The organism is Nocardia sp. NPDC050799 (assembly GCF_040654015.1).
Lineage (GTDB): Bacteria > Actinomycetota > Actinomycetes > Mycobacteriales > Mycobacteriaceae > Nocardia.
Window position 1 is genome coordinate 142,032 of sequence record NZ_JBFAHF010000001.1, and the last position, 24,616, is coordinate 166,647.

Annotated in this window: 21 protein-coding genes; 10 read left to right on the forward strand and 11 right to left on the reverse strand. The window is 66.6% G+C overall.

Annotated elements, in window-relative coordinates; translation table 11 throughout:
* Positions 1–104: 104 nt before the first annotated feature.
* Positions 105–1,874: a cytochrome c oxidase subunit I gene (gene ctaD, locus AB0H42_RS00720; RefSeq protein WP_357047687.1), complete on the reverse strand. Its 1,770-nt coding sequence runs from the start codon at positions 1,872–1,874 to the stop codon at positions 105–107.
* Positions 1,875–2,159: 285 nt separating this feature from the next.
* On the opposite strand from ctaD, the gene AB0H42_RS00725 reads away from it, so the two are divergent.
* A complete protein-coding gene (locus AB0H42_RS00725; protein WP_357047690.1) occupies positions 2,160–5,432 on the forward strand; it encodes a protein kinase in 3,273 nt (1,090 codons plus the stop codon).
* A gap of 480 nt (positions 5,433–5,912) precedes the next feature.
* On the opposite strand, the gene AB0H42_RS00730 is transcribed toward AB0H42_RS00725, so the two are convergent.
* Positions 5,913–6,431: a helix-turn-helix domain-containing protein gene (locus AB0H42_RS00730; protein ID WP_357047692.1), complete on the reverse strand. Its 519-nt coding sequence runs from the start codon at positions 6,429–6,431 to the stop codon at positions 5,913–5,915.
* 292 nt (positions 6,432–6,723) lie between these two features.
* Between AB0H42_RS00730 and AB0H42_RS00735 the strand changes: the two genes are divergently transcribed.
* Entirely contained in the window at positions 6,724–7,392 is a 669-nt protein-coding gene (locus tag AB0H42_RS00735) for an isochorismatase family cysteine hydrolase (RefSeq protein WP_357047695.1), read from the forward strand.
* Positions 7,393–7,484: 92 nt separating this feature from the next.
* Here the strand turns inward: AB0H42_RS00735 and AB0H42_RS00740 are convergent, their stop codons facing one another.
* Positions 7,485–7,610 carry a hypothetical protein gene (locus AB0H42_RS00740; RefSeq protein ID WP_357047697.1) on the reverse strand — a complete coding sequence of 42 codons (126 nt, stop codon included), beginning with the start codon at positions 7,608–7,610 and terminating at the stop codon, positions 7,485–7,487.
* A gap of 196 nt (positions 7,611–7,806) precedes the next feature.
* Here AB0H42_RS00740 and AB0H42_RS00745 point away from each other — a divergent pair, with 196 nt between their 5' ends.
* Positions 7,807–8,895: a cytochrome P450 gene (locus AB0H42_RS00745; RefSeq protein ID WP_357047700.1), complete on the forward strand. Its 1,089-nt coding sequence runs from the start codon at positions 7,807–7,809 to the stop codon at positions 8,893–8,895.
* Positions 8,896–9,254: 359 nt separating this feature from the next.
* Here the strand turns inward: AB0H42_RS00745 and AB0H42_RS00750 are convergent, their stop codons facing one another.
* From AB0H42_RS00750 to AB0H42_RS00780, 7 genes are all read right to left on the reverse strand, one after another.
* Entirely contained in the window at positions 9,255–10,166 is a 912-nt protein-coding gene (locus tag AB0H42_RS00750) for a manganese catalase family protein (RefSeq protein ID WP_357047703.1), read from the reverse strand.
* A 136-nt stretch (positions 10,167–10,302) separates the two neighbouring features.
* Positions 10,303–11,007 (reverse strand): hemerythrin domain-containing protein, encoded by a 705-nt coding sequence (locus AB0H42_RS00755; protein ID WP_357047706.1) that lies wholly within the window; start codon positions 11,005–11,007, stop codon positions 10,303–10,305.
* 335 nt (positions 11,008–11,342) lie between these two features.
* Entirely contained in the window at positions 11,343–11,906 is a 564-nt protein-coding gene (locus tag AB0H42_RS00760) for a hypothetical protein (RefSeq protein WP_357047709.1), read from the reverse strand.
* Between the two features lie 13 nt (positions 11,907–11,919).
* On the reverse strand, positions 11,920–13,068 hold the full coding sequence (locus AB0H42_RS00765) for a zinc-dependent alcohol dehydrogenase (RefSeq protein ID WP_357047712.1): 1,149 nt from the start codon (positions 13,066–13,068) through the stop codon (positions 11,920–11,922).
* 91 nt (positions 13,069–13,159) lie between these two features.
* Complete coding sequence (locus AB0H42_RS00770) at positions 13,160–14,194, reverse strand: cytochrome d ubiquinol oxidase subunit II (RefSeq protein WP_357047715.1); 1,035 nt, start codon at positions 14,192–14,194, stop codon at positions 13,160–13,162.
* Between the two features lie 3 nt (positions 14,195–14,197).
* Positions 14,198–15,619, reverse strand: coding sequence for a cytochrome ubiquinol oxidase subunit I (locus AB0H42_RS00775; RefSeq protein ID WP_357047718.1), 1,422 nt, complete (start codon positions 15,617–15,619; stop codon positions 14,198–14,200).
* 377 nt (positions 15,620–15,996) lie between these two features.
* Entirely contained in the window at positions 15,997–16,443 is a 447-nt protein-coding gene (locus tag AB0H42_RS00780; protein WP_357047721.1) for a MarR family transcriptional regulator, read from the reverse strand.
* Positions 16,444–16,569: 126 nt separating this feature from the next.
* On the opposite strand from AB0H42_RS00780, the gene AB0H42_RS00785 reads away from it, so the two are divergent.
* From AB0H42_RS00785 to AB0H42_RS00815, 7 genes are all read left to right on the forward strand, one after another.
* Positions 16,570–17,073, forward strand: a complete 504-nt coding sequence (locus AB0H42_RS00785; RefSeq protein ID WP_357047724.1) for an SPW repeat protein — start codon at positions 16,570–16,572, stop codon at positions 17,071–17,073.
* Between the two features lie 514 nt (positions 17,074–17,587).
* Positions 17,588–18,097: a hypothetical protein gene (locus AB0H42_RS00790; RefSeq protein WP_357047727.1), complete on the forward strand. Its 510-nt coding sequence runs from the start codon at positions 17,588–17,590 to the stop codon at positions 18,095–18,097.
* A gap of 284 nt (positions 18,098–18,381) precedes the next feature.
* On the forward strand, positions 18,382–18,732 hold the full coding sequence (locus tag AB0H42_RS00795; RefSeq protein ID WP_357047730.1) for a hypothetical protein: 351 nt from the start codon (positions 18,382–18,384) through the stop codon (positions 18,730–18,732).
* A 63-nt stretch (positions 18,733–18,795) separates the two neighbouring features.
* Positions 18,796–20,298 (forward strand): EAL domain-containing protein, encoded by a 1,503-nt coding sequence (locus tag AB0H42_RS00800; RefSeq protein ID WP_357048620.1) that lies wholly within the window; start codon positions 18,796–18,798, stop codon positions 20,296–20,298.
* Positions 20,299–20,481: 183 nt separating this feature from the next.
* Positions 20,482–20,808, forward strand: coding sequence for an Lsr2 family protein (locus AB0H42_RS00805; protein ID WP_357047733.1), 327 nt, complete (start codon positions 20,482–20,484; stop codon positions 20,806–20,808).
* Positions 20,809–21,849: 1,041 nt separating this feature from the next.
* Positions 21,850–22,722 carry a zinc-binding dehydrogenase gene (locus tag AB0H42_RS00810; RefSeq protein ID WP_357047736.1) on the forward strand — a complete coding sequence of 291 codons (873 nt, stop codon included), beginning with the start codon at positions 21,850–21,852 and terminating at the stop codon, positions 22,720–22,722.
* A complete protein-coding gene (locus tag AB0H42_RS00815) occupies positions 22,719–23,603 on the forward strand; it encodes a nuclear transport factor 2 family protein (RefSeq protein ID WP_357047739.1) in 885 nt (294 codons plus the stop codon). The genes AB0H42_RS00810 and AB0H42_RS00815 overlap by 4 nt, the downstream gene beginning before the upstream one ends.
* A gap of 4 nt (positions 23,604–23,607) precedes the next feature.
* Here the strand turns inward: AB0H42_RS00815 and AB0H42_RS00820 are convergent, their stop codons facing one another.
* On the reverse strand, positions 23,608–24,585 hold the full coding sequence (locus AB0H42_RS00820) for a helix-turn-helix domain-containing protein (protein WP_357047742.1): 978 nt from the start codon (positions 24,583–24,585) through the stop codon (positions 23,608–23,610).
* Between the last annotated feature and the right edge of the window lie 31 nt (positions 24,586–24,616).

Below are 24,616 nucleotides of genomic sequence, written 5' to 3' on the forward strand. Positions count from 1 at the left end.
CACCCGGCGGGTGCGGTTGCTCGCGAGGGGGGCAGTCCCGGCCACGACGGTGGCGAGGTCCGGGTGGGCGCCACCCTCCACACCGGGTGCCCCGGGAGCCGGTGTCAGCGGTCGGGTCCGTCGGCGGCGGCGGCACCGGTGGTGGGGCTGGGGGGCTGGGAAAGTTCCGCGCCGGCGCCGTGGCTGCTGCGGCCGATGTGGGATTCTTTGCGGATGCGCTCGGACATGTGCGGGTAGTGCAGTTCGAAGGCGGGGCGCTCGCTGCGGATCTTGGGCAGTTCGTAGAAGTTGTGCCGCGGCGGCGGGCAGCTGGTGGCCCATTCCAGGGAGTTGCCGTACCCCCAGGGGTCGTCCACGGTGACCACCTCGCCGTAGCGGTAGCTCTTGAAGACATTCCACACGAACGTGATCATCGAGACGCCGAGCACGAACGAGCCGATGGTGGACACGGTGTGCAGGGCGGTGAAACCGTCATCGGCCTGGTAGTCGGCGTAACGCCGGGGCATGCCTTCGGCGCCGAGCCAGTGCTGGACCAGGAAGGTGGTGTGGAAGCCGAGGAAGGTGGTCCAGAAGTGGAGGCGGCCGAGACGTTCGTCCATGAGCCGGCCGGTCATCTTCGGGAACCAGAAGTAGATACCGGCGAAGGTCGCGAACACGATGGTGCCGAAGAGTACGTAGTGGAAGTGCGCCACCACGAAATAGCTGTCGTGCACGTGCCAGTCCAGGGGCGGGCTGGCCAGGATGACACCGGACAGCCCACCGAACAGGAACGTGACGAGGAATCCCACGGAGAACAGCATCGGTGTTTCAAACGTGAGTTGTCCCTTCCACATGGTGCCGATCCAGTTGAAGAATTTTACGCCGGTCGGCACGGCGATGAGGAAGGTCATGAACGAGAAGAAGGGGAGCAGCACCGCGCCGGTGGCGTACATATGGTGGGCCCACACCGCCATCGACAGGCCACCGATGCCGATGGTCGCGAAGACCAGCGCGGTGTAGCCGAAAATGGGTTTGCGGCTGAAAACCGGGAAGATCTCGGTGACGATGCCGAAGAACGGCAACGCGATGATGTAGACCTCCGGATGGCCGAAGAACCAGAACAGGTGCTGCCACAGCAGGACACCGCCGACACCGGGATCATAGATATGACCGCCCAGGCGCCGGTCGTAGGCCAGCGCCATGAGCGCCGCCGTGAGGATAGGGAACGCCAGCAGCACGAGGATGCTGGTCACCACGATATTCCAGGTGAAGATCGGCATCCGGAACATCGTCATGCCCGGGGCCCGTAGGCATACCACCGTGGTGAGCATATTGACCGCACCGAGAATGGTGCCCAAACCGGATACGGCCAGACCCATGATCCACAGATCGGCGCCGACACCCGGTGAGTGCAGCATATCGGTGAGCGGCGAATATGCCGTCCAGCCGAAATCGGCGGCGCCGCCCGGAGTCACGAATCCGGCGGTCGCCATGGTGGCACCGAACAGATACAGCCAGTAGCTCAGGGCATTGAGGCGAGGAAACGCCACATCCGGCGCCCCGATCTGGAGCGGTAGGACCGCATTGGCGAAACCGAACACCACCGGCGTGGCATAGAACAGCAGCATGATCGTGCCGTGCATGGTGAACAGCTGGTTGTACTGTTCCGGCGACAGGAACTGCAGCCCGGGGCGGGCCAATTCCCCGCGCAGCAGCAGCGCCATCAACCCGCCGATCAGGAAGAACGCCGTCGCCGAGGCCAGGTACATGATGCCCAGCAGTTTCGGGTCGGTCGTGGTCACCAGTTTCCGGATGGCCGAACCCTTCGGGCCCACCCGCGCCGGAAACGGGCGGGTGGGGGTGAGTTCTGCGGGTCGAGACGGTGTCACTGCCATGCGCTCTCCTTCGTCCGAGCCACCGCTTGCGTTCGAACCACTGGTGCCCGCGCCGGTACCCACGCCGCGTCCGGCTAAACCTTGCCCGAACGGCTCGAATAAGTCGGGCAGCGACACCCGGGAATGAGGTGCGGCGGGTGGGTGCGAGTAAGCGCTGAGCGCTATTTTCCGTATATCGAACCGGGCAGCGGGGGTCTTCTCCGGCCGGGCATATAGTGGAGTGGGCAAGAGGTGAGCCTATGGTTTCTTTCGCTTCGCACAACACTGCCCGGGGCAAATACACCGATGAGCGGTGACGACCCACTTCGCACGCAGCGCGAGACGAGATCGTTTCGCGCCGAATTGGCTGCGGCCGGTTACCTGGATGCTGTGGAAGTCGGGCGGGGTGGATTCGGGATGGTGTATCGCTGCCGGCAGCCGGAGCTGGACCGGACCGTGGCGGTGAAGGTTTTCACCGCGGGATTGGACGAGGACAACCGGGCCCGATTCCTGCGGGAGCAGCGGGCGATGGGCCGCTCGACCGGGCACCCGAATATCGTGACCGTGCTGGAGGTGGGCACACTTTCCGGCGACTGCCCCTATCTGGTGATGCCCTATCACCCCTCGGGGTCTCTCGATATGTGGATTCGCCGGCACGGCCCGCTTTCGTCGGAGAATGCGCTGCGGATCGGATGGAAGATCGCCGGCGCGCTCGAGGCAGCTCACCGGCTCGGGATAGTGCATCGGGATGTGAAACCGGGCAATATTCTGCTCACCGATTTCGGCGAGCCGGCATTGACCGATTTCGGCATCGCCCATATCGGTGGCGGGTTCGAGACGGCCACCGGCACAGTGACCGGCTCTCCCGCGTACACCGCACCCGAAGTGCTCGGAGGGCAGCCGTCGACGCCGGAAGCCGATGTCTACGGGCTCGGCGCGACCCTGTTCTGCGCGTTGACCGGGCATGCCGCCTTCGAGCGGCGCAAGGGCGAGAAGATGGTGACGCAGTTCCTGCGGATCACCACCCATGACCTGCCGGACCTGCGGCAGAGCGGTATCGACGACGAGGTATCGACGCTGGTGGAAACGGCGATGAGGCGGGATCGCCGCGAACGCCCCACCGCCGCGGAGTTCGGCGAAGCCGTTCGGCGGGTGCAGCGGCGCCGGGGGAGTTCGACGGGCGAATTGGTCCTGCTGACCAATCCCGGTCCCGAACGTTCCCCGTCCAGCGCCGCGGCACAGGGTGGGCGGCAGGCGGAGCCGGTCGGCGAGAATGCCGGTGGGAATTTGCCACTGGAGCTGACCGGCCTCGTCGATCGGCGTGCCGAGTTGACCGAGGTCAAGAATCATCTGTCGAGGTCACGCTCGCTCACACTCGTCGGTACCGGCGGCGTGGGCAAAACGCGGTTGGCGCTGAAGGCTGCGTCGCAGGTTCAGCGCGATTTCGCCGACGGGGTGTGGCTGGTCGATCTGGCTCTCGTGTCCGATCCCGGGCTGCTGGTCGACACCGTGGCGGCAACGCTCGGTGTCCGGGACGACTCGACGAGGCCGTTGCTCGAGACTCTGATGCACTACCTGTGGTCCCGCGAAACGCTGCTCGTCCTGGACAACTGTGAGCAGATCGTGGATGCGGTCGCCGAGCTGACCGAGGCGCTGCTGGCCTCGTGCCCGGGGGTGCGGACCATCATCACCAGCCGCGAGCCGTTGAAGATCGCCGGCGAAGTGACCCAGCGGGTGATGCCGTTGACAGTCCCGGATCCGGATCATCGACCGTCGCTGAAGGGGCTGCCCCGCTTCGACGGGGTGACGCTGTTCGTCGAGCGTGCCGCGGCGGTGGTACCGGGATTCGAGCTGACCGAGGACAACATGGTCGCGGTGACCAGGATCTGTGCCAGATTGGACGGCGTGCCGCTGGCGATCGAGCTCGCCGCCGCGCGCATCCGTACGCTGTCGCCGGACCAGATCCTGGCCCGGCTGACGGACCGATACGAGCTGCTCACCGGTTCCTTCCGCACCGCGCCGACCCGGCAACAGTCGATGAAGCTGTGCCTGGATTGGAGCTACGATCTGTGTTCGCGGGCCGAACAGCGGGCGTGGGCCCGCTTGTCGGTGTTCGCCGGTAGCTGCGGCCTGGATGCGGTCGAGCAGGTGTGCCCTGTCGACTCGGCACCTGTCGAGATCGTCGATGCGCTTTCCGGACTGGTGGACAAGTCGATACTGATCCGGGAAGAGTCGGGTTCCGTCGTGCGGTTCCGGATGCTGGAGACCCTGCGCGACTACGGTCGGTACAAGCTGCGGGAATCCGGCGAGTACCAGGAGCTGCGCCGACGGCACCGGGCCTGGTACCAGCGGCTGGCGCTGGACGCGGAGGCGGGATGGATCGGCCGTGCGCAGCCCGGCTGGATCGCCCGGCTCGAGCGCGAGCACCCCAATTTGCGCGAGGCCCTCGAATCCTCGCTGTCCGAGGACACCGAGGAAGCAGCGGAAGCGGGCCTGCAAACGGCGTCCGCGCTGTGGGAGTTCTGGGTGTTCCGCGGCTTCTACGGTGAAGGACGGTCCTGGATAGAACGGGTTCTCGCCCACCCCGGCGCTACCTCGATCCCCGACCGGGTGACGGCACTGCGCGTCGCCATCGACATGGCGGCGGCGCAGGGCGATTTCCGGTCCGCGGCGACACTGCTCCAGGAGGGCCGGGTGCTGGCCGAACGTGACCCGACGCCGATGTTGCAGGCGCAGATGAACAACGCGGCAGCAGGCTTGGCCCTGCTCAGTGGTGACCCTTCGCGTGCCGCACCGCTCCTGGAGGCCGCCATCGACGTCTACCGGTCGGACCTCACCGGTCATCTCCATATCCATGCCCTGACCCTGCTGGGTCTGACGTACGAAATGCGCGGCGATACGGAGAAAGCGATCGAGCACCAGCAGCGGCTGATCGCTATCACCGAAGGGTGCGGGGGGATACTGTATCGCGCGCTGGCCATGCGGGGACTGGCCGTCGCCGAATTGCGCCGCGGCAACGTCGACCGTGCGCAAGAGTTGATCGAGGACGCTCTGCGCGTCGACCGTCCGCTCAACAGCCCCATGGTGGTGACCTTCTGCCTCGAAGCGCTGTCCTGGGTCGCCTGCCACCGCCGGGATGCGGAGCGGGCCGCGGTGCTCATGGGAGCCGCTCGTCACCTCTGGCCGGCCGGAGGCAGCCGCGGCCGTGTCTTCGACACGCTGTCGTACTTCCACGAGGAGTGCGAGCAGTCGGCGCGAAAGACTCTCGGCGACACCAAGTTCGATGTGGCATTCGAGCGAGGCCGCACGATGAGCGTTTCCGCGGCGCAGGCCTACGCACTGCGCGAGCAATCCACCGGCCCGACCGCCGACCCCGACCGGACGGCCCGATTGACCAAACGTGAGCGGCAGGTCGCCGCACTGGTCGCCCGGGGCCTCAGCAACAGGCAGATCGCCACCGAACTCGTTGTCTCACCACGCACTGCCCAGGGGCACGTCGAGAAGATACTCACCAAGCTGGGGTTTACCTCCCGTGCCCAGATCGCCGCGTGGATAGTGGACGAAACCAACCAGGGCTGATTGCCCCTCCACACCCGCTCCGAGCCGAGCGGTCCGCGTGCCGCGCCGTCCGCGTGCCGCGCTGATCAGGGCGACCGTCAGCCCGGGGTGCGCCTCGGCGATCTCGGCGGCCGCTTCGATGCCGGTGAGTCCGCCCCCGCAGACGGTGACCGGGATGCCGCAGACTCGGCTGTGGAGCTTCGAGACGACCACCGTCCACGCCGCGGGTGAATCCCTGCGCACCCTGGTTGCCGACGTCCGCGCCTTCCTCGACGCCGCGTCCTGAGTGAAGTTCGTCGAAGCCTCCTGTCGCCCTGTCCGAAGGAGTGCTCCAGCCGGGGTAGCACGCTATCCGGTCGGCCGGGAATTCTCAGCTCCCACCGTGGAAACGGAGTTCAGTCCCCGGCGGTGACCGGGCTCTTCGGTGCCAGTTGGACACCGGCCAGGCCGGACCAGCACAAACCGGCGGTCGTGGCGACAGCTTCGTTCTTGGGCAATCGCTTACCGGTCATCCACCCAGTCGCGCGCGCATGACTGAGCGATCCCGACCATCTCCGCCGCGATCAGCCATCCCCGCTCGGCCCGCAGCGAGGCGGACGGTGCGAGCGCCTGCAACAGGGCCTCGGTGCAGATCGTGGTGGCCTGGCGCGCCATCCGCTGCGCCGACGGCTCCTCCGCGTCGGCCGCTCCGGCCAGCAGGGCAGCGCTGCGCGCATGGTTGTCGGCGAAGTCGAACACCGCGGTCACCGTCGCCACCACAATCGATCGCATATCTCGGGCGGAGGCCAATGCCGCGGTGAGCGTGGCACGCAATACCTGTACTGCCTCGTGCAGAACCGCCAGATAGAGTTCGAGCTTGCTCGAAAACGATTTGTACAGAACTGGTTTGCTGATTCCGACCCGGCAGGCGATCTCGTCCATACTCGCCGCCCGATAACCGCAGGCGGCGAACAACCCGGATGCCGCGGCCACGATCACGCGCCGCCGTTCCTGCCTCGCCCGGATTATTTTCGTGTTCACCGCACCGAACACCTCCTCGAACACTGACGTTACCGATGTCCGGGTCCGCCGGCTGCACTGCCCGGACGGTCTCCTGCCGGGCCCTGGGCGAGTTGTCGTCACATCTCCGCGCAACCGAGGTGGCACAGGTGTCGAATCCCCGTACCGGCCACGGGTCATGCCCGAAGATCCGCGCCCCGGCTCCGCCGATGAGCCCGGATGTGCGCCGCCGGTCCGATCAGCAGCCCATAATGGAGGGTCGCCTGCTGTAGGCGTTTGAGGTACAGCAGCTTTCGATACATAAGGGGTGTTTGTGGGGTCGTTGGTATTGCTCGTGGTGGACGTGCAGAACTCGTATCTGGTGCAGGATGTCCGGGACGCCTACGGGTGGCCACCGCTGTGGAGGCGGGACGAGGTGGTGGCCGAATGCCGGTCGTTGATCCACCAGGCGAGGACGCAGAGGATTCCGGTGATCTATTCGCGCCAGGTGTCCTCTCCGGCGATGACACCGCGGTCGGCCCGGCACCGCGCGAGCCGCGCGGATCGGCTGCCGGTGCTGTCCGAGCAGGAGAAGCTGTGGCGTTCACAGATCATGGATGCCGTCGCACCGGACCCGGGGGAGCTGGTACTCGACAAAACCCGGCACAGCTTCTTCGCCTACACCGAACTCGAACCCGCCCTGCGCACGCTCGGCGCCGATCGTCTGATCGTGTGCGGACTGCAGACCAACGTCTGTGTGGAGGCGACGGTCCGCGCCGCCCTGGAACGAAATTTCGATGTCGCCGTCGCCGAGGACGCGGTCACCACCGACGGACCCGATCTGCACATCGGGTCGTTGAACTCGATGCGGGTCATGTATGTCGAGGTCGCACCGTGGCGCGAGCTCATCGCCGCCGGCGCGACATGGGACCGCGCGTATGCGACGCCGCACTACGGCCGCAGCCCACAGTATTGGGTCGACCCACTGCATGTTCCGGGCTGAGGTCTCGCTCCTGTCATTGCGGCGGCCGTGATCGCCCGACCGGGAAGGGCAATCCGCACTCCGGTATCCGGCAGGGACTCGACCTCCGGCGATCACCCGGCCTGCTTCCGCAACAGCCGGAGTACCGCTCGTTTCTTGATGTCGGTGCGGTCCTGGTCAGGCCCACCCCGGCTCCGGATCACGGTGATCATCGCCGCGATCCGTACCGGTCTGGACACGCTGGATAAAATTGGAAGGCTACGTTCGGCCTGCGGTTGTACGCAGGTCCAGTGGATAGGCGCAGCTCGAAAGCACCTGATGAACCGCTCACCCTCTCCGTGAGAGGACCGTTCGATGGGTTTCGCAGAGATGCTCCGGTTCCGGCACGATCCGTTGGATTTTTTAGAGAATCTCCGCCGAACCAGCTCGGGGGAGGTGTTCAGGCTGCCATGGGGCGGGTGGTGTGTCGGCGATACGGGCCTGGCGCTGACGGTGTTGCATGACCGCGCGTTCAATGCGGGGCTGTCCGAGTTCTTCGGCTCCATGCTGCCTTCGCGGTCTGTCCAGGTCGAATTCGGCCGCGCTGCGCGCGGGATCCTGCGGGCGCATACGCCTCGGTACCGCGAGTCCCTGGCGGCCGCGGCGACCGAAATGCCCCCCGTCACCCGCTGGCCGGCGGCCGGGGTCGAGCTGGTGTATCGGTGCACCGCGGACGTACTGCTGCACCCCGATGGTTCTCCCGAATTGCGGCGGTTACTGGAACGGAACGCCCGCGTGGGCGCACTTCGCCCGGCCCGGATGGGGCAGCGGGCGCGGGCTCAGCTGCTGCGAGCGAAACTGTCGACCGTGCTGACCGAGCAGGTGAGGGCCCGGCGCGGCGACGCCGGCCGCATTGCGAAGTCCGGACCACGGGATCTGCTCGACGCGGTGATCGGTGCCTGCCCCGACGAGGTCGCCGATAGCACGGTGACGGAGCTGTATGTGCTGATGTTCCGTTCCATTGTGGGACCGCTGGGCTACTCGATCGCCTGGTCGGTGCTGCTGGGCAGTCTCCACTCTCCAGGCTCACCATGGCCGTGGCCCGTCGACCGGGTCGTACGTGAGGCAGCGCGGCATCGGCCGGTCTCCTGGATGGTCAGCCGTCCCGTCCCGCAGCCCACCGAGTTCGGTGGGATCGCTTTCCGGGCCGGTGACCAGCTGTCGGTCAGCCCCTACCTGCTCCATCACGATGAACAACACTGGTCCAGACCGGAGGCGTTCCAACCCGACCGCTGGGCCCGCCCGAGCGCGAACGGCCCCTACGTACCTTTCAGTTCCGGCCCGTTCACCTGCGCCGGCGCCGCGGTCGCCCACGAACTGGTCACCGAAGCAGTCGCCACCCTCACCGAGAACACGTCGCTGTCCGTCATCGGCGGCGGTGACACCCGCCCGATAGTGACCAATGCGGCGATCCCCAGGCCGTTCACCCTGCGTCGCACCCCACAGACCCTGTCCGCGGACGCCAGAGCCCCAGGAAGGAGGTGACATCATGATCAAGGCATTGCGGTTCATCTTCACCAACAAGCCGACCCGCACCTGGAACCCCGCTGAGTACGGATGATCGGCGACCGGCTGGATGGCTCCGATACCGCGCAGAAAGGTAGACGAGCCACCCGGCCACCGCCTACTGGCGTCATCATTTCGACAACGTGACCGGATTGGACACCGAGGTCGGGCCCGGGGGCTGTACGGGTCTTCCTGCCCGAACCCAGCCCTGGAGGGGTTCCGGCTCGCCGGAGTCGGCTCCAACTCCAGGACGACGACCTCCGGCGGCGCTGCGCTCCAGCGCGGCCTGGTTCTGCCCGCGACGCCCCGCGGCGATCCGGTCCTTGCCCGGTCGAGGTTCAAGGCTTGTCGGGATCCAGTGCGTCCTTCACCTTGCCGACGAGTCCGGCCTGGGTGCCCAGCGCGGTGGAGCGCGGTTTGCCCTGGGAGCCGTCGTAGGTGGCATACAGTTTGGGGTCCGGGGGCGGGGCCGAGGCCTTGTCGCCCAGGGGTTGGGGGTCGGCGAGGAAACCGTTCTCGTGTACGCCGTCGGGTGCGGGGCCCGATGCCCACATGCCTTGGTCGGCCTCGGTCCCGTCGGACAGGTGCCACAGGCTGGTGGCGTGTTCGGAGTGTTCTTGGTCGAACAGCGCGTTCGGGGCGACGGTGCCTTCCAGGCCGTCGGCTTTGAGTTGTTCGATGCCGGACAGCCACATGTTCTGGTGGTAGGTGTCGCGGGCGAGGTTGAACTTCAACATGTCCTTGACGCCGGGATCGTCGGTCATGTGATAAAGCCGTGCGGTCTGGACCCGTCCTTGGGCTTCGGCGGTGACATTGGCGTAGAAGTCGGCGAGCAGGTTGCCGCTGGCCACGATGTAGCGCCCGTTCCAGGGCACACCGTTGCTGTCGGCGAGTACCGGCCCGCCGCCGGAAATGATCGCCTGCTGGGGGTCCATTCCGCCCAGAACCGCGCCGATCACCGGGTCGGCGGCGGCTTCCTGGGTCGCGCGGGTAGCGGGGGCGCCTTCGAGGAGCCGGGCGACCATGGTGGCGATCATTTCGACGTGACCGATCTCCTCGGTGGCGATGTCCATGATCATGTCCTTGTATTTGCCGGGCATCCGGCAGTTCCAGCCCTGGAACAGGTACTGCATGGTGACTGTCATCTCCCCGTACGCGCCGCCCAGCAATTCCTGCAGTTTGCGGGCGTAGACCGAATCGGGCTTTTCGGGCTTGACGTCGAATTGCAGGTAATCGGTATGGCGGAACATTGTGCCTCCACTACTGGTCGGATCGGTCCTTTCTCGTCCCCTATCACGCCCCGCATACCGCCACAGGCGCACGGCAAACACGCTTGGAGGTGGCGAGGACGCGCCGGGCCGAATCCGATCGGCGGTGGTCGTGGGTTCACATTCGGGTGGTGGGGTCCTCACCGCGGCGTAGCGGGGGCACGTGCTCGACGGCTGCTGCGGCGCCGGCCAGTAGGTGACCGGTGCGCCGCCAAACTGTGGCCAGGCGCGCCGGGGCGCGGCGAGCGGCGTGGTCGAGGCGGTCCCGGGAACGATCGATCGGTGATAGCGGCAGCGCCGCCAGGGCATTGCCGGGTGGCCGGCGCGCCACGGTGGGGTGTGCTCGGGTCGGGGCGGTGATCCGCACGGTCCACCATGCCCATCCGATCCGGCGCAGCGTCTCGTGGGAGACAGCTTCCTGCAGTTTCGGCAGCAGGACGTCTTCTTCGTCGCGGACATCCTCACGCAACAGGTCCGCGATTCGCTCGAACAGGCGGCGGTGGTCGAGGCTGTCGGGATCGAGGTTTTCCAGCTCGGTGAACAGTTCGTTGATCTGCTGATGCTCCTGCTCGACGCGCAAGGTCAGCTCGTGGCCGTCGGGCAGCAGACGCCGCACCATCGGCCACAACACCGCCTCTTCGGCGAACGCGTGCGGGAACACCAGCCTGCACAGCTGTGTCAGCGCCTCTTGACGGTCGGTACCTGTGGTGGCGGCGATGCGCTGCAGCAGTGTGTCGAGATACTGGTGATCGCGACGCTGTCGCACCAGCACGCTGTGTTCCCCGCCCAGTTCGGTTTCACTCAGTTCCGCAATCGATCGCACAGTCCGCACCTCCTCACGACCACCCCTTGCGTCGCTGCCTACCCCGGCCGTGGCAGGGCAAACGCCGATCGGATGCCGCCGCCGTGCCTTTCCTGGCCCGGCGGCCCGGCCGCTGGTCGATGGTCTGCACGCGGTTCCGCGATCGGTGCGAGGTCAGGAGGGTGGATATCGTGGGTGGGGTGCTCGCCGACCGGGTCTGCCATCGATACACCCCCGCGCCGAGCGCGCAGGGCAGTCTCGGAGCCTTACCCACTCACCTCATAGCAAACAGGCCGGACCGTTCGCACGCCCGCCGCCCGGTTCGGATGAGGCCGCGCCGTGGTGGATCGCTCCAGCTATCGGCCGTGCCGGAGGACGGCTCGGATGACTCCCAGCCCGATCGCCCCCGCCACAAGCCATGGCCCGGCGACGATGATCGGATCCATCCATTGGTGCGCGCGGTCGGCCCGGGTGTCGTGGATGCGGGACCGCAGCCCGTGGTAGGTGAGCTCGGCGTGTACCCCGGTCTCGGTGATCGGGTTGTCGGGTCGGCGAGTCGCGAACGAACGCGCGTTGCTCTCCCAGGCGTCGACACGGTCGCCGAGCAGCAGAAGCAGCCAGTGCGCGGCCCTGGCTTCGCTGTATCGCTCGTAGGCGTGGCGGCGGATTCGGCCGGACAGCCCGCGTAATGGTGTCGAGGTGCCGAATACGGGGGTGAGGAACGCGTGCTCGATCGAGCGTTCACGCGGCTTGGTCTCGGGTTGGCGCTCCGGGAAATCCCAATGCGCGCCCGTGTCCTCCGGACGAAGTTTCGGTACCGAGGGTCGGTCCGCGGGATCGAGGTCGGCACCCCAACCCGGTATACGGGCCCGTAATTCTTCGGCGCTCGGGACGGGCGGATGCTCGCTGGTATAGGTCATGGCGCGCGCTCCTTCAGGCGGGGTCGAGCACGATCACCGGTTTGATGCAGTGGTCGAGTTTGGCGGAGAACATGTGATAGCCCTCGGCGATATGTTCGAGCGGAATGCGGTGGGTGATGATTTCCTTCGGCTTCAGGTAGCCGTTGCGGATATGGGAGAAAAGCCGCGGCCACTGGCGTTTGACCGGGCACTGGTTGGTGTTGATGGTCAGCCCTTTGTTCATCGCGTCGCCGAATTTCACCGCACTGAACATCGGGCCGTAGGCGCCCATCACCGAAATGGTGCCGCCCTTGCGTACCGAATCGATGGCCCAATTCAGCGCGACGGGAGACCCTCCTTGTAGCTTCAACTTCGCGGAGGTCACGTGCATCAGCAGATTGCCGTCCGCTTCGGCGCCCACCGCGTCGATCGCCACGTCGGCACCCAGGTGGCCGGTCATCCGCTTCATCTGGACGACGACGTCAGCGCAGTCGGTCAGGTTCACCGTCTCGGCGTGGGCGATCTCGCGCGCTTTCGCCAACCGGTACTCGAGATGGTCGACCACGATCACCCGGCCCGCGCCCATCAACCACGCCGACTGCGCGGCGAACAACCCCACCGGACCCGCGCCGAAGACCACGACGACATCGCCCTCGACGATGTCACCCAGTTGTGCGCCGAAGTAGCCGGTGGCCAGGGCGTCGGTGCACATCAACGCGTCCTCGTCGTCGAGCCAGTCGGGGATTTTGGCCGGCCCGACGTCGGCGAAGGGCACCCGTACGTATTCCGCCTGCCCACCGTCGTAACCGCCGCAGGTGTGGGAGTAGCCGTAGATTCCGCCGACGGCTGTGGCGTTGGGGTTGACGTTGTGACAGTTGGAGTACAGCCCGCGGGCACAGAAGTAACACGACCCGCAGTAGATGTTGAACGGCACCATCACCCGGTCGCCGGGTACGAGGTTGCGCACCGATCCGCCCACGCGCTCGACGACGCCGATGAACTCGTGACCGAACGTCGTGCCGACCCGGGTATCGGGCATCATTCCGTGGTACAGGTGCAGATCGGACCCGCAGATCGCGGCCCGCTGCACTCGTACGACGGCGTCGTTGGGGTGCTCGATCGGCGGGATGTCCTTCTCCTCCACCCGTATCTTGTACGGGCCGCGATACACCATCGCTCGCATGGCTACCTCCTCCGCGCCCGCCATACCCCGGGCCATAGCCACGAAACGCCCGTGGGCCGGCTCGCCGTTCCACCGAAGACGAAGCCGCCCATCACGGACTATGGGTCCCGCGGGTAGGGGCGGCCTCGTCACGAACCCAGGCGTCGGACTGAGTGAGCCAGAACAGGTAGGTGAGTGCGGGTAACACCGTCACCGCCGCGATAACGACAACGGCGAGTAGAGCGAGGAGAGTGGCGCGGGCGCCTGCGGCGTCGGCGATCAGCATTTCGTCGACCAGCATCCAGGGCGTCTGGGCCACGGCCCACCCGATGACGATCGCCGCTACTGCGACCAGCGCCGAGAGTCGTGCCCACCCGAACCTGCGGCGGAACACCAGGCCCAGGGTAAGCGCACCTGCCGTCGCGGACAGGGCGATCAGGGGCAGCGCCCGCCCGAGAAGTTCGTCGCCGAGGGTCGGTGCGTCGCGCCGGATCGGTGCGATCGCCGCGATCGCGATCACACCGGTCACGCCACCGACCACCAGGGTGCGAGGCCGCAGATATTCCGCTAGTCGGTGGTCGCCGGACCGTGCGGCGTCTGCGGTGAGGAACACTCCGGCCAGAAACGCCGAGGTTCCTACTGCCAGGGTGCCGCCGAGGAGTGAGGTCGGGTTCACCCAGGAACTCACCCGGTCGCCGTATCCTCGCGCCGGAACGCGGCCCGAGGCGATCGCGCCGACGACGGTGCCGAAGAAGAACGGGGCGATCAGGGACGCTCCGGCGAACAATGCGCCGAACAGGCGTGCCTGGGTCATCGTCGCGGAGTACTTACGGAACGCGAAGTTCGCCCCGCGAAGGACGATTCCCAGTAGGGCGAGGCTCATCGGAACGAACAGAGTCGTCATGATGGCGGCGAAGGCGGTGGGATAGGCGGTCCACAGGAAGACCAGTATGTAGATCAGCCACACGTGGTTGGCCTCCCAGACGGGCCCGATGCTGTGGTCGATCAGCACCCGCAGTCGTCCGCCGCGGCGCGGCCCGCCCGCGGTCAGGTCCCAGAACCCGGATCCGAAGTCCGCCCCGGCGAACAGCGCATACAGAACCACCCCGGTGAACATCGCGGTCGCGACCACATCCGACAGGTCCATCGGTCACCGCCCTCCGGCGTCATATACCCGTTGTGCCTGGTCGACGGGTGCGGCTCCGGGACCGTAGGGAGCCGCGATCGTCTCGCTGCCGGCGCGCCAGCGCCGGGTCATCGAACGCAACACGACCACCGCCCCCGCCGTCATACCCAGGTAGACGAGCAGCACACCGGTGTAGCTCCACCACAGTCCGGTACTCGTGCTGGCGGCATCGTCGGTGCGCAGCACGTGCCATACGGTCCACGGTTGCCGGCCCACTTCGGTGGCGATCCAGCCGCATTCGAGCGCGAGGACCGCCAGTGGTCCCGCGACGACGGCTGCCCGCAGAAACCACCGGTGACCCAGCAGATCACGCCGCCGCCACCGCATCAGCCAGAACACGGTCACCCCGAGCGCCAGCAGAGTGCCGACGCCGACCATGGTCTGGAACGCCAGGTGGGTGATGTTGACCGGCGGCCGATCTCCCACCGGGACCGAGTCCAGACCGGGAACAGGCGCGGTCAACGAGTTGCGGGCAATGATCGAACCCAAGCGGGGGATATCGAGCGCCCAGCGGACCTCGCCGTCCACCAGCACTCCGCCCACACGCAGCGGCGCCGGGCCCTCGGCGGTAGGGGCCAGTTCGAACGCGGCCAACTTCGCCGGCTGCGTGTCGTGCACGCGCATCCCGAGAACGTGCCCGATGACGGGCTGTAGCAGCGCGGCGACGGTCGCGAAGACGAAGGGCACCGTGAAGCCCAGCCGATGGTGGGCATTGTGGCGGCCGCGCAGCAGACCGGCGGCATAAACGCCCGACACCACGAACCCGACCACCATGAACGCCCCGACCCACATGTGGGCGAATTGCAGAAACGCCCCGCCGTTGAACATCGCCCGCCACGGGTCGACGTCGGTGACCTCGCCGTCGACGATCCGGAAGCCGGTCGGGTTGTTCATCCACGCGTTGACGCTGACGACACAGAATGTGCCCACCACGCCCGCCACCCCCATCGGGATGAGCATCGCGAGATGGCGCCGCGGCGGCATACGCCCCCAGCCGTACAGATAGATCCCGAGGAATATGGCCTCGATGAAGAACGACAATCCTTCGAAGGCGAACGGCAGACCCAGTACGTCGCCGTAGCGCCCCATCAACCCCGGCCACAACAGCCCCATTTCGAAGCTGAGCACCGTCCCGGAGACAGCGCCGATGGCGAACAGGATCGCCGAGACCGTCGCCCATCGCTTGGCCAGCCCCAGCGCAACGGGATCCTCGCGGGTCAGACCGCGCCGATGGACGACATAGATCATGGCGGGGAAGGCGACACCGAAGCAGGCCAGCACGATATGCCAGCCCAGCGAGAACGCCATCTGCTGACGGGCGGGCAACAAACCCGGCGGGCTCTCCCCACTCGCCCCGAGCAGCGCGACCACTGTGCTCGACACCATCACAGCCCCTTCCCTCACCGGCTGAACGACCGGTTCGCCCGCTCGGCCCTGCCCAGTTGACCCTTGCCCCCGCGACGCTAACCGTTGTGCGCGTTCCGGTGCCTTCACCTCGCCGACACTCGCCCCGAGGAGCGGAACTGCGGAGCGCTACGTCGTCGAGCGCTGCCGTGGCATGGGTTCGTGCGGCACGACCGGCCTCCGAATATTTCAGCGAGTTCTGCCGACGGCAGTGGGATCCCCGGGCAGCGCCATCGTGGGCCGGCGGGTGTCGACGACCTAAGGGTTGAAGCCGCGGGAGGTGCTGCGCCGGATCGGGCGGGCATGGTGGGGTCGCCGGCATGGGCGGCTCGTCCGGGCATGTCCCCCGAGGGGTGACTTCAGCCCGCGTGCGGCATGGTGGTGTCGTATTTGAGGGCGCCGCCCAGGGGGGTCAGTCGCTGAAGCTCTTCCAGGTGTGCGGCGCCGAGCGAAGCGAGGGCTTCCTTGCCCGCATCGGTCAGTGTGAGGCGCACGACCCGGCGGTCGGTGCCCTCTCCTCGCTTGCGGGCGACGAGGCCGAGTTGCTCGGTGCGGTCGATCAGCTGCACCACACTGTGGTGGCGGGCGGACAGGTATCGGGCGGTCTCGCCGATGCTGGGCCCCTCCGGGGCGGAATGCCCACGGATCGCCAGCAGTAATTGGTGTTGGGTGTCGGTGAGCCCGGCTTCGGCCGCCCGGCGCTCGCTCCAGCGCAGCAGCTGGCGCAGCCCGCTCCGGAACGCCAGCAACTCCGCGTAGTCCTGGTCGGTAAGGGAGGTAGACGAGGGTATCGACCGTTCCATCATGGAGTGATAGTATCACGATATGATATATAAGTGAGTGGCGAGCACCCCGGGCCATTTTCCCGACCGAGCGCAGGCCGTCCGGCTCGAGATTTCGATTCGCCACGACGTCCGAAGGTGGTGGAGAGCATGAGTAGTGAAACCATGATGAGTCGGCATCCCGACATCGTGGAATTGCGGGAAAAATACGAACGCGCCGCAGAGGCGCCAGGCGCCCAGGCGGTCACCGGCCTGCTGTTTCTGACCGGGCTGTACATCGCGATCTCGCCGTGGGTCGTCGGGTTCAACGGCTTGACGACCTTGACGGTCAACAACCTCGTCTGCGGTATCGCCCTGGCGATGCTCGCCCTTGGATTCGCCTCGGTCTACGGCCGCACTCACGGCATTGTCTGGGCTGCTCCGCTGATCGGCCTGTGGATGATCCTCGCCCCGTGGATTGTCAGCGGGAATGTCGATACCACATCGACGATCTGGAACAACGTCGTCACAGGCGCGCTCGCGCTGCTGCTCGGGCTGGGGTCGATGTTCCTCGGGATGAGCCGGACCGGACGACCCACCGGCGAGGCGACTTCCGTCAGTGCGACTGGAACCCACCGGCCCTCCGCCCGCCCGCCGGAAGCGCCTACGCGGTAAAAGGGCTCATGTCCGTCCCTCACTCGTTGCGGTGACGGACGGGATTCGGCGGCCGGTTCGCCACAGGAGTCCTGAGTGGGTTGGAATCGAGCCCAAAAATCTGTAGTAACAACAGTAGACATTCGACAGGGTGTGGGGTAGATTCTGTGGGTTTGAAGTGAAAGAAGTATCCATACGGCTCATCGACCACGGCGCTCCCTGGAAGCGGCGTGCCGGATCATCGTCCTCGAAGACGAACTCGCCGAAGCCCGCGAAATCAACGCCGCACTCACCGAAAAGGATTGACCGCCGGCGCCGACGCGCGTCGCGTTGCGCGCAGGCCGATCGGATCACCGCAATAGGTCACTGTTCGGTCAACGCTGCAGCGCGACGGTGTCCGGCTCCTAACGGTTTTCCCGCCCTCTGGTGGGTGGCCTGGCGGCCGGCGTAGCCTGGGTTCGTCCTCGATGCCGCCCGAGGCGCGGGCCCGGATCGTAATGCTGTCCAACCTTTCGACTGGATCGGGGGTGTCCCGGTGAATCCCACTTCGAGTTCTTTCCTGTCGTGCACGCTGCGCTCACGGGACCCGGGTGTTCAGTTGTCGTTCCGGACCCACCGCCGCGGCGATTTCGTCGTACTGTCGGCGCGTGGCGAGGCCGATGCGTTCACGCTGCCGTGGTGGCGGCACAGTGTGCGCGCCGCTGCCGAGGTAGCGGCTACCGCGGGTGGCGTGCTGATCATCGATGCGACCAGGCTGGATTTCCTGTCCCTGCGCACACTGGCTGCGGTGGCCTGGGACGCGGACCGCTACCGCCGCGTCGGTGTGCAGATCTGCCTGGTCAGCTCCGACTCGCGTCTCACCCGCCTCGCCGGCCGCCATCAGCAGACCGCGCGTCTGCTGATGTGCTCGTCCATCGTCAGCGCGTTCAGTGTGCTCCAACTGCACAAGCGGGCCGAGCCGCGCTCGTACCCGCTGCCTGCGGTCGCTGCGGAAACCGAACACGATCATCACCCGGCCCGCGGCAGCGCTCCCGACCTCCCCTGAACCCCAGCAGCACCACCGATAGTGGCCGGCGCCGCAGTGCGGCCCCTGGGATCAGGTTGTCCGTTCGGTCGTTGCGGACGGGTGAGGAAATACAAAGTGGGCGTGAGTCCGGCGGGCGGTGGCCAAAGCCTTGCCCGCCCCCGCGCCGTTACCTGTAACCGATTGTGCGGGTGGGCATTCGGTCGAGCCGGGTCTTCGCAGGGTTCGAGGATCATTTGGACATGGCTGGATGGGCGGTCGGCGTATGGTGCAGAGACCGGGGGATGCGCGGCGGAAGGGGCTCAGTGCGTAACGAACTCAGGTTGTCGGTCGCCGCTGACGACGGGGAGCAGGTGGAGTCACTTCTGCGGTGGCTCGGACAGGAACCGGAACTGAGGGGCCTCGTCGACGCTGTGGTCCGGACTCCGGAAAAAGGGGAGATGGGTTCCTGGGTGGATGTCGCCACGGTGACAGTGGGTGGTGGTGGGGTGCTGTCAGTCCTGGCGGTGTCGTTGAAAACATGGCTGGCGCAACCCCGTCGGTCTGATGTCGAGATAACTGTTAAAGGCTCAGCGGGGCGTTCGATCACGGTCAACGCCAAGCGGGTCGACGACGTCTCCGCGTTGTTGCAGAGTGTCTTGGACGCGCAGCGCTGAACCGCATTACTTCGACTGGGGGTGTCGGTGGCTCGATTGCCGGATCGTGGTGCCTCGCATGCGGTGCTGATCGGAATAGATGCTTACGCCCATCTGCCCGACTTGACCGGGGTCCACGCGGGAGCCGGCGCGTTGCGGAAGGTCCTGGCGGACCCCGTGTACGGGTCATTGGATACCGAGCAGTGTGTGCTGTTGCCGAAACAGGCTTCGCCGGCCGAGATCGGCGAGGCGATCGCGTGCGCTTCGCGCCGAGCCCGGGATCTGCTGTTGGTCTACTACGCAGGGCACGGGGTTCTCGGTCCTCGCCGTGGCGAGTTGCATCTGGCGGTTGCCGATACTCATCCCAGCAGACCTGGGATCGGTGGCCTGCCGTTCGACGCAGTCCGGGATCTGTATCTCGATAGCGCCGCTGCCGCGCGGGTGGTGATTCTGGATTGTTGCTACTCCGGACGAGCGTTGGGCCTGAACCAGTCCGCCGGTGCACGAGACCTGTTGATGGAAGTCGCGGCCGAAGGCACCGCTGTACTCACCTCGGCGCCTCCGAACGGCGTATCGAAGAAGCTGGATGCCGAAACCTATCCCGCTTACACGGGACGGTTCATCCGACTCCTGCAAGAGGGTATAGCCGGTGAAGGTGCTCTACTGACCTTGCCGGTACTGCATCGTCAACTGTGCCGAGAACTCGCTGCCGCAGGGCTGCGACAGCCGCAAGCCGACCTCAACCCCCTACTCGACCAACTCGCCCTGATACGGAACCGGGCAGGACAGCCGGCCGCCCCACCATTCGATGCCCAGGTACTCCGTGCTCTCAGGTCGGACGAGATGGAACTGCATTATCAACCCGAGATCGATCTTCGCACGGGCGAGATACTCGGCGTCGAAGCGCTGGTCCGATGGAATCACCCGATCCGAGGGTTTCTTTCTGCGCATACTTTTGTTTCTGCCGCGGAGGAGGCGGGATTGGCCGGCGAACTCGGCTGGTGGGTGATCCGTCGCGCCTGTGCGGACTTCGCCGGTTGGAGAGGGGAGGGTTTGGGCGCCGGCCTGACACTGCGGATCAATGTGTCACCGATACTTCTCGACGAGCTGGGCTTCGTCGAGAAGTTGGCGGGTGTGCTGCGCCGCAGCGGTGTGGAGCGCCATGCTGTCTGTGTCGAGATCACCGAACGTCAAGACACCGATTTCGACGCGGTCGTGGCTACTGTGCACGCCTTGAAGAAGCTGGGTGTGCAGGTGAGCATCGACAGCTTCGGCACCTACAACAGTTCCATCAAGATGGTTCAGCGGCTCCCGGTCGACGGTCTGGAAATCGATCGCACTTTCGTGCAACGACTCGATGCCGGTTCCGAGGACGTCGCGATCGTCAAAGCGATCATCGGGCTGGCTGCGGGGTTCGGTCTGAGCGTGTCGGCAGCCGGTGTAGAAACGGTCCAAGCCGCAGCGACCCTCCTCGAGTTGGGGTGTTACCGAGCTCAGGGCTTTCTCCTCGCGCGGCCGATGCCTTTCGAAGCTGCGCGCGAGTTCATCGCACGCAAAGTAGTCGAGACACCCACGCGCCGGGACTGATCCGTACCGTCTCGGCCTGCGTGTCCAGGCGCCGATCCGGGCACGCAGGCTTGGGCGTATCCATCGGTTGCCGTCCCGGCAGGGAACCGTTTTCGTCGGTGTTTTGCGCGGAGGCCGATCGGACGCTGCTACTGTGCCGGGAAACGTAACAAGTCGTGGGTTCGGTCAGTGGAGGTGTGGCGAGTGGCGCGCAAGGTTGTGGTGACAGTGATCGACGATCTGGATGGCGCGTCCGCCGCCGCTGAGACCGTCTCGTTCGGAATCGACGGGGTGGGTTATGAGATCGACCTGTCGGAAGCGAATGCGCGGGAACTCCGTGCCGGCCTCGAGAAGTGGACCCCGTTCGCACGCAAAGTCGGGGGACGAAGCCGGGTCAAGGCTCCTGCGGTGGGTCGGCAGAAGGACGCGAAAGCGGTGCGGGAGTGGGCACGTCGCAATGGGCATGACGTGCCCGAGCGTGGCCGGATCCCCTCCACAGTGCTGCAGGCGTACCAGCGGGCGGCGAGCTGACTCGACTCGGGCCCTACCCCGGCCGGACCAGGTAGGCGCGGAGACTGTCGTCGGGCTGTGAGGTGTTGTGGCGGCCCGTTCGGGCATGAATCGCTGCCCGCGGCCACGACCTGGTGTGGTGAGAGGCGTTGTATGAGGTCTCCGTCGCTGGAGCCATCCGATGTCTCGGTCAGAGCTCAGCTCGATGCACGCTCGTCCTGATGGGCTGGCTCGCGGTGCAGCCGTTTCGGGCTCGAGGGTATGTCGTCGATCGGGCTGATACCGGCCGCCCCGCTTGCGGATTCGAGCTTGGGCGGAAGGTTCGATGGAGCGGGCGGGTTGTGATCGCTGTCGACCCGCACAGGGCATCCTGGACCGCAGCTATCGTCGATGGACGATGCCAACCCCTGGATTCAGTGCGTGTCGAGGTCAACCGCACCGGCTTCGACGGCTGCGCCGCTTCGCGAAAATGCTGTGGAGACAGAGACTCTCAGGGGAAGCCCTTTGAGGGGGTGTGAGACAGGTGGTCACCACTGATCCAGTTCTGGCGAGATGGTGAGGACGCGGGCGTTGTGCTCGGTCGGGTTGGGTGTTGTCTGCGCCGAGCCCATTGCAATAGATGTCGTTGACACTGCGGGCCGAGCGACGGATCGGCTACTTCGCGGCGCGCACCATATCCCCGCTGCATGCTGTAGCGGAGGACGGTGTCGCCCCACTTGCCCGCACCGGCTACTCCGCTGTATGGCGGAGGCGGTTGGACCACCGCCTCCAGAACATCAAGACTGTTCCGCGGGCTCGTCGAGGTCGGCGGTAGCCCGGTGGGGCTTGTGTGGACACGGGAGGCGCGGTCGTGCGCGCAACAAACTGCCGGGTGGATGCAACCACTAACCTACCAAACGGCCGTATGTTAGATTCGTCCTCGAGGCACTGGATCGGCGAGTGCTGTGACTGGAAAGGCTGCCCACATTGCAAGCTGTCGTCGCCGCTCGACTCGATGCCGGCCACCCACTGTCCGGCATCGAAATCACCGGAATCGATGAGCCTCGCCCGGGGCCGGGAGAGGTGGTTGTGCACGTGCGGGCATGCTCACTGAACCACCACGACCTGTGGTCTCTGCGCGGAGTCGGAGTCGACGCGAGCCGGTTGCCCATGGTGCTCGGTTCGGATGTCGCGGGAGTATGCGACGACGGCCGCGAGGTCGTCGTCCATTCCCTCGTCGCCGAATCGGGCCGCGGCGGCGGCAACGAACTGTTCGACCCGCAGCGGGCGATGCTGGCAGAGAGTGGCCGGGGCGGTCTCACCGAGCGCATCGCCGTGCCGGAGCGGAACCTGGTACGAAAGCCGAGTGCGCTGAGTTTCGAGGATGCCGCCTGCCTGCCCACCGCGTGGCTCACCGCCTATCGCATGCTCTTCGTCCGTGCTGCTGCCCGGCCGGGCCAGACGGTGCTGGTCCAGGGCGCGAGCGGGGGGGTGGCGACGGCGGCGATCACCCTGGGGCGCGCCGCGGGCCTGCGGATGTGGGTGACCGGGCGCAGCGCCGAAAAGCTGGAGCGGGCGCGCGCGCTCGGCGCGGACGCCGGGTATCCGACCGGCGAGCGTATCCCGGAACGGGTCGATATCGTCCTGGACACGGTCGGATCGGCGACCTGGAAGCATTCGATCAACTCCGTCCGGACCGGCGGGGTGGTCGTGGTGGCCGGCGGGACCTCGGGCTCGTTCGCGCAGACGGATCTGTCCCGGGTTTTTCTGCACCACATCTCGATCCTGGGTTCTGCGGTCGGCCGGGTCGAGGAGTTGGAGGCGTTGGTGGCGTTCTGTCGTGACCGCGGCATCCGGCCGCATATCGACTCGGTGCATTCTTTCGATGACGCGAGGGCGGCATTCACCCGGCTCGAGTCCGGTAGCGCCTTCGGAAAGGTTGTGGTGACCCTGTGAACGAGCTCCGCCGTACCGAGAACGCCGAGGTGAGCACCACCGAGGCAATGGCACTGGAGATGGCCGGCAATGAGCCTCGGGTGCCGGCGCCCGGATATCTGCACCCGCTGTCCATCCTGCTGCGTCGCTATACGCACGCCTACACCAACTGCCACGACTTCGAGGTGTGTCGGCAATTGATGACCGAGGACTACACCCTGCGTATGGGCGAGAATGTCTTCCGGGGCCGCGAACTGCACTATATTCCGGCGACCGAGAAACAGTTCCGCCAGTACCCCGGCCTCGGCATCACGGTGCACGATGTCGTGGTAGGGACCGACCGGATCGCCATGTCGTTCAGCGAACACGGCCGCTCCACGCTGACGGGCAAGTCGTCGCGCTGGAGCGGCGTGAGCATGTACCGCTGGGACGGCAGGCGACTCACCGAATGCCGGGTGGAGCAGGATTATCATGCCCGCCGCGAGCAGATGCGCACCGGCCACCCCGAGCAGTTGCCGCAGCCGGCGTTGGATCCGTGGACCACCGAGCCCCTGGCGCCGGAACCGCGCACCGAACGGGTGCTGCGGGAGTGGCTGGCCGGCGGCGGGCTGTTCGAGGCCCCCATCGGTTCGCTGGACAACGAGCCGACGGCCATGCCGCGGCGGGTGCTGCTGAGTTGCGCGTCCGTGACAGTTCTCGATCTGTTCACCGCCGGTCCGCGAGCGGCGTTCCATATCCGGGTCCAGGGCCGGTACGCCGGCGGGATCGGCATCGACGACTACCGCAACCGCCCGGTGGAGGTGTATGCGACGGGACTCGCCACGGTCGCCGGGGAATCCGTCTCGATCCAGGCGGTCACCGACCGCCTCGCGGTGGAACGCCGCCTGCTGCACGGAGCCTGAACCGCTACCGGGAATCGGCAGCCGAACCGGCGTCGGCCCGCTCTGCGAGCGCCTGCCGCACATCGCGTGGTGAGTGGCCGTAATGGGCCTTGAACAGCCGCGACAGGTGCGCGGGGTCAGAGATTCCCCACCGCGCGCCGATCGCGGCGATCGTCCGGTTGCGCAACCGGCGGTCACCCAGGTCGTGCCGGATGTGGCGCAGGCGCTCGCTGCGGATATAGGCCGACACGGTCACGCCGGAATCCGCGAAGAGGCGGTGCAGATAGCGCACCGACAGTCCGGTGGCGCGGGCAACCGCCGCCGGGTCGAGATCCGCGTCGTCGAGGTGCCTGCCGATCCAAGAGATCGCGGCGGACCGGAGCGCGCCCCCGGACAGGGATTCTGCCGCGATGTCACCGAGCGCGGCGGTGAGGAGTTCGACCAGTACCGACAGGCACCGCGCACCGGCTTCCTCCGAGCACTGCGGGAGTTGGGTCCACAGCGATTTCAGGTAGGAATCGAGGATCGCGCCGGGGCCGCTGGACAGCGACAGCGGCGCGGACTGCACGGCGCGTAGGACGTCCGGGCACAGGGGCAGCCGCGCCCGCGGCACGAAGATCGCATCCGCGACGAATGTCTCGAACTGCACCACCCGATAGGGCAGGGCGGTGTCGTAGACCACCAGTGAACCTGCCGGGAGCAGGCCGTCGTCGTCGAACTGGGCCACCCCCGCGTGGCCGTCGCGCTCGATGAGCACCTTGAAGACATCCGCTGGGCCGTTGCGGATACCCGCGCGGGTGCGCCGGACGTCCTGCGCGACCGAGGAGACGCGGAGGATCGAGATGTCGTCGAAGGTGAAAGCGCGCAGGCTGCTGTAGAAATCGGCGTCGCCGGCCTGTGGATCGACCTCCAGTGCGATCGCATGGGTCAGCAGCTCGCGATACTCGGCAGGGTCGTGGATCATCGTGCCGAGCGGGGCGAGGGGAGTGGTGAGGGTGGACATACAGCCTCCAACTACCGACCGATTGTTTGAT

Excerpts from the sequence above, each read along its gene's own strand:
- AB0H42_RS00780 (WP_357047721.1), bottom strand. The coding sequence starts at position 16,443 with ATGATGGAACGGTCGATACCCTCGTCTACCTCCCTTACCGACCAGGAC.
- AB0H42_RS00820 (WP_357047742.1), bottom strand. The coding sequence starts at position 24,585 with ATGTCCACCCTCACCACTCCCCTCGCCCCGCTCGGCACGATGATCCAC.
- AB0H42_RS00770 (WP_357047715.1), bottom strand. The coding sequence starts at position 14,194 with ATGGACCTGTCGGATGTGGTCGCGACCGCGATGTTCACCGGGGTGGTT.
- AB0H42_RS00725 (WP_357047690.1), top strand. The coding sequence starts at position 2,160 with ATGAGCGGTGACGACCCACTTCGCACGCAGCGCGAGACGAGATCGTTT.
- AB0H42_RS00765 (WP_357047712.1), bottom strand. The coding sequence starts at position 13,068 with ATGCGAGCGATGGTGTATCGCGGCCCGTACAAGATACGGGTGGAGGAG.
- AB0H42_RS00785 (WP_357047724.1), top strand. The coding sequence starts at position 16,570 with ATGAGTAGTGAAACCATGATGAGTCGGCATCCCGACATCGTGGAATTG.
- AB0H42_RS00775 (WP_357047718.1), bottom strand. The coding sequence starts at position 15,619 with ATGGTGTCGAGCACAGTGGTCGCGCTGCTCGGGGCGAGTGGGGAGAGC.
- AB0H42_RS00760 (WP_357047709.1), bottom strand. The coding sequence starts at position 11,906 with ATGACCTATACCAGCGAGCATCCGCCCGTCCCGAGCGCCGAAGAATTA.
- AB0H42_RS00750 (WP_357047703.1), bottom strand. The coding sequence starts at position 10,166 with ATGTTCCGCCATACCGATTACCTGCAATTCGACGTCAAGCCCGAAAAG.
- ctaD (WP_357047687.1), bottom strand. The coding sequence starts at position 1,874 with ATGGCAGTGACACCGTCTCGACCCGCAGAACTCACCCCCACCCGCCCG.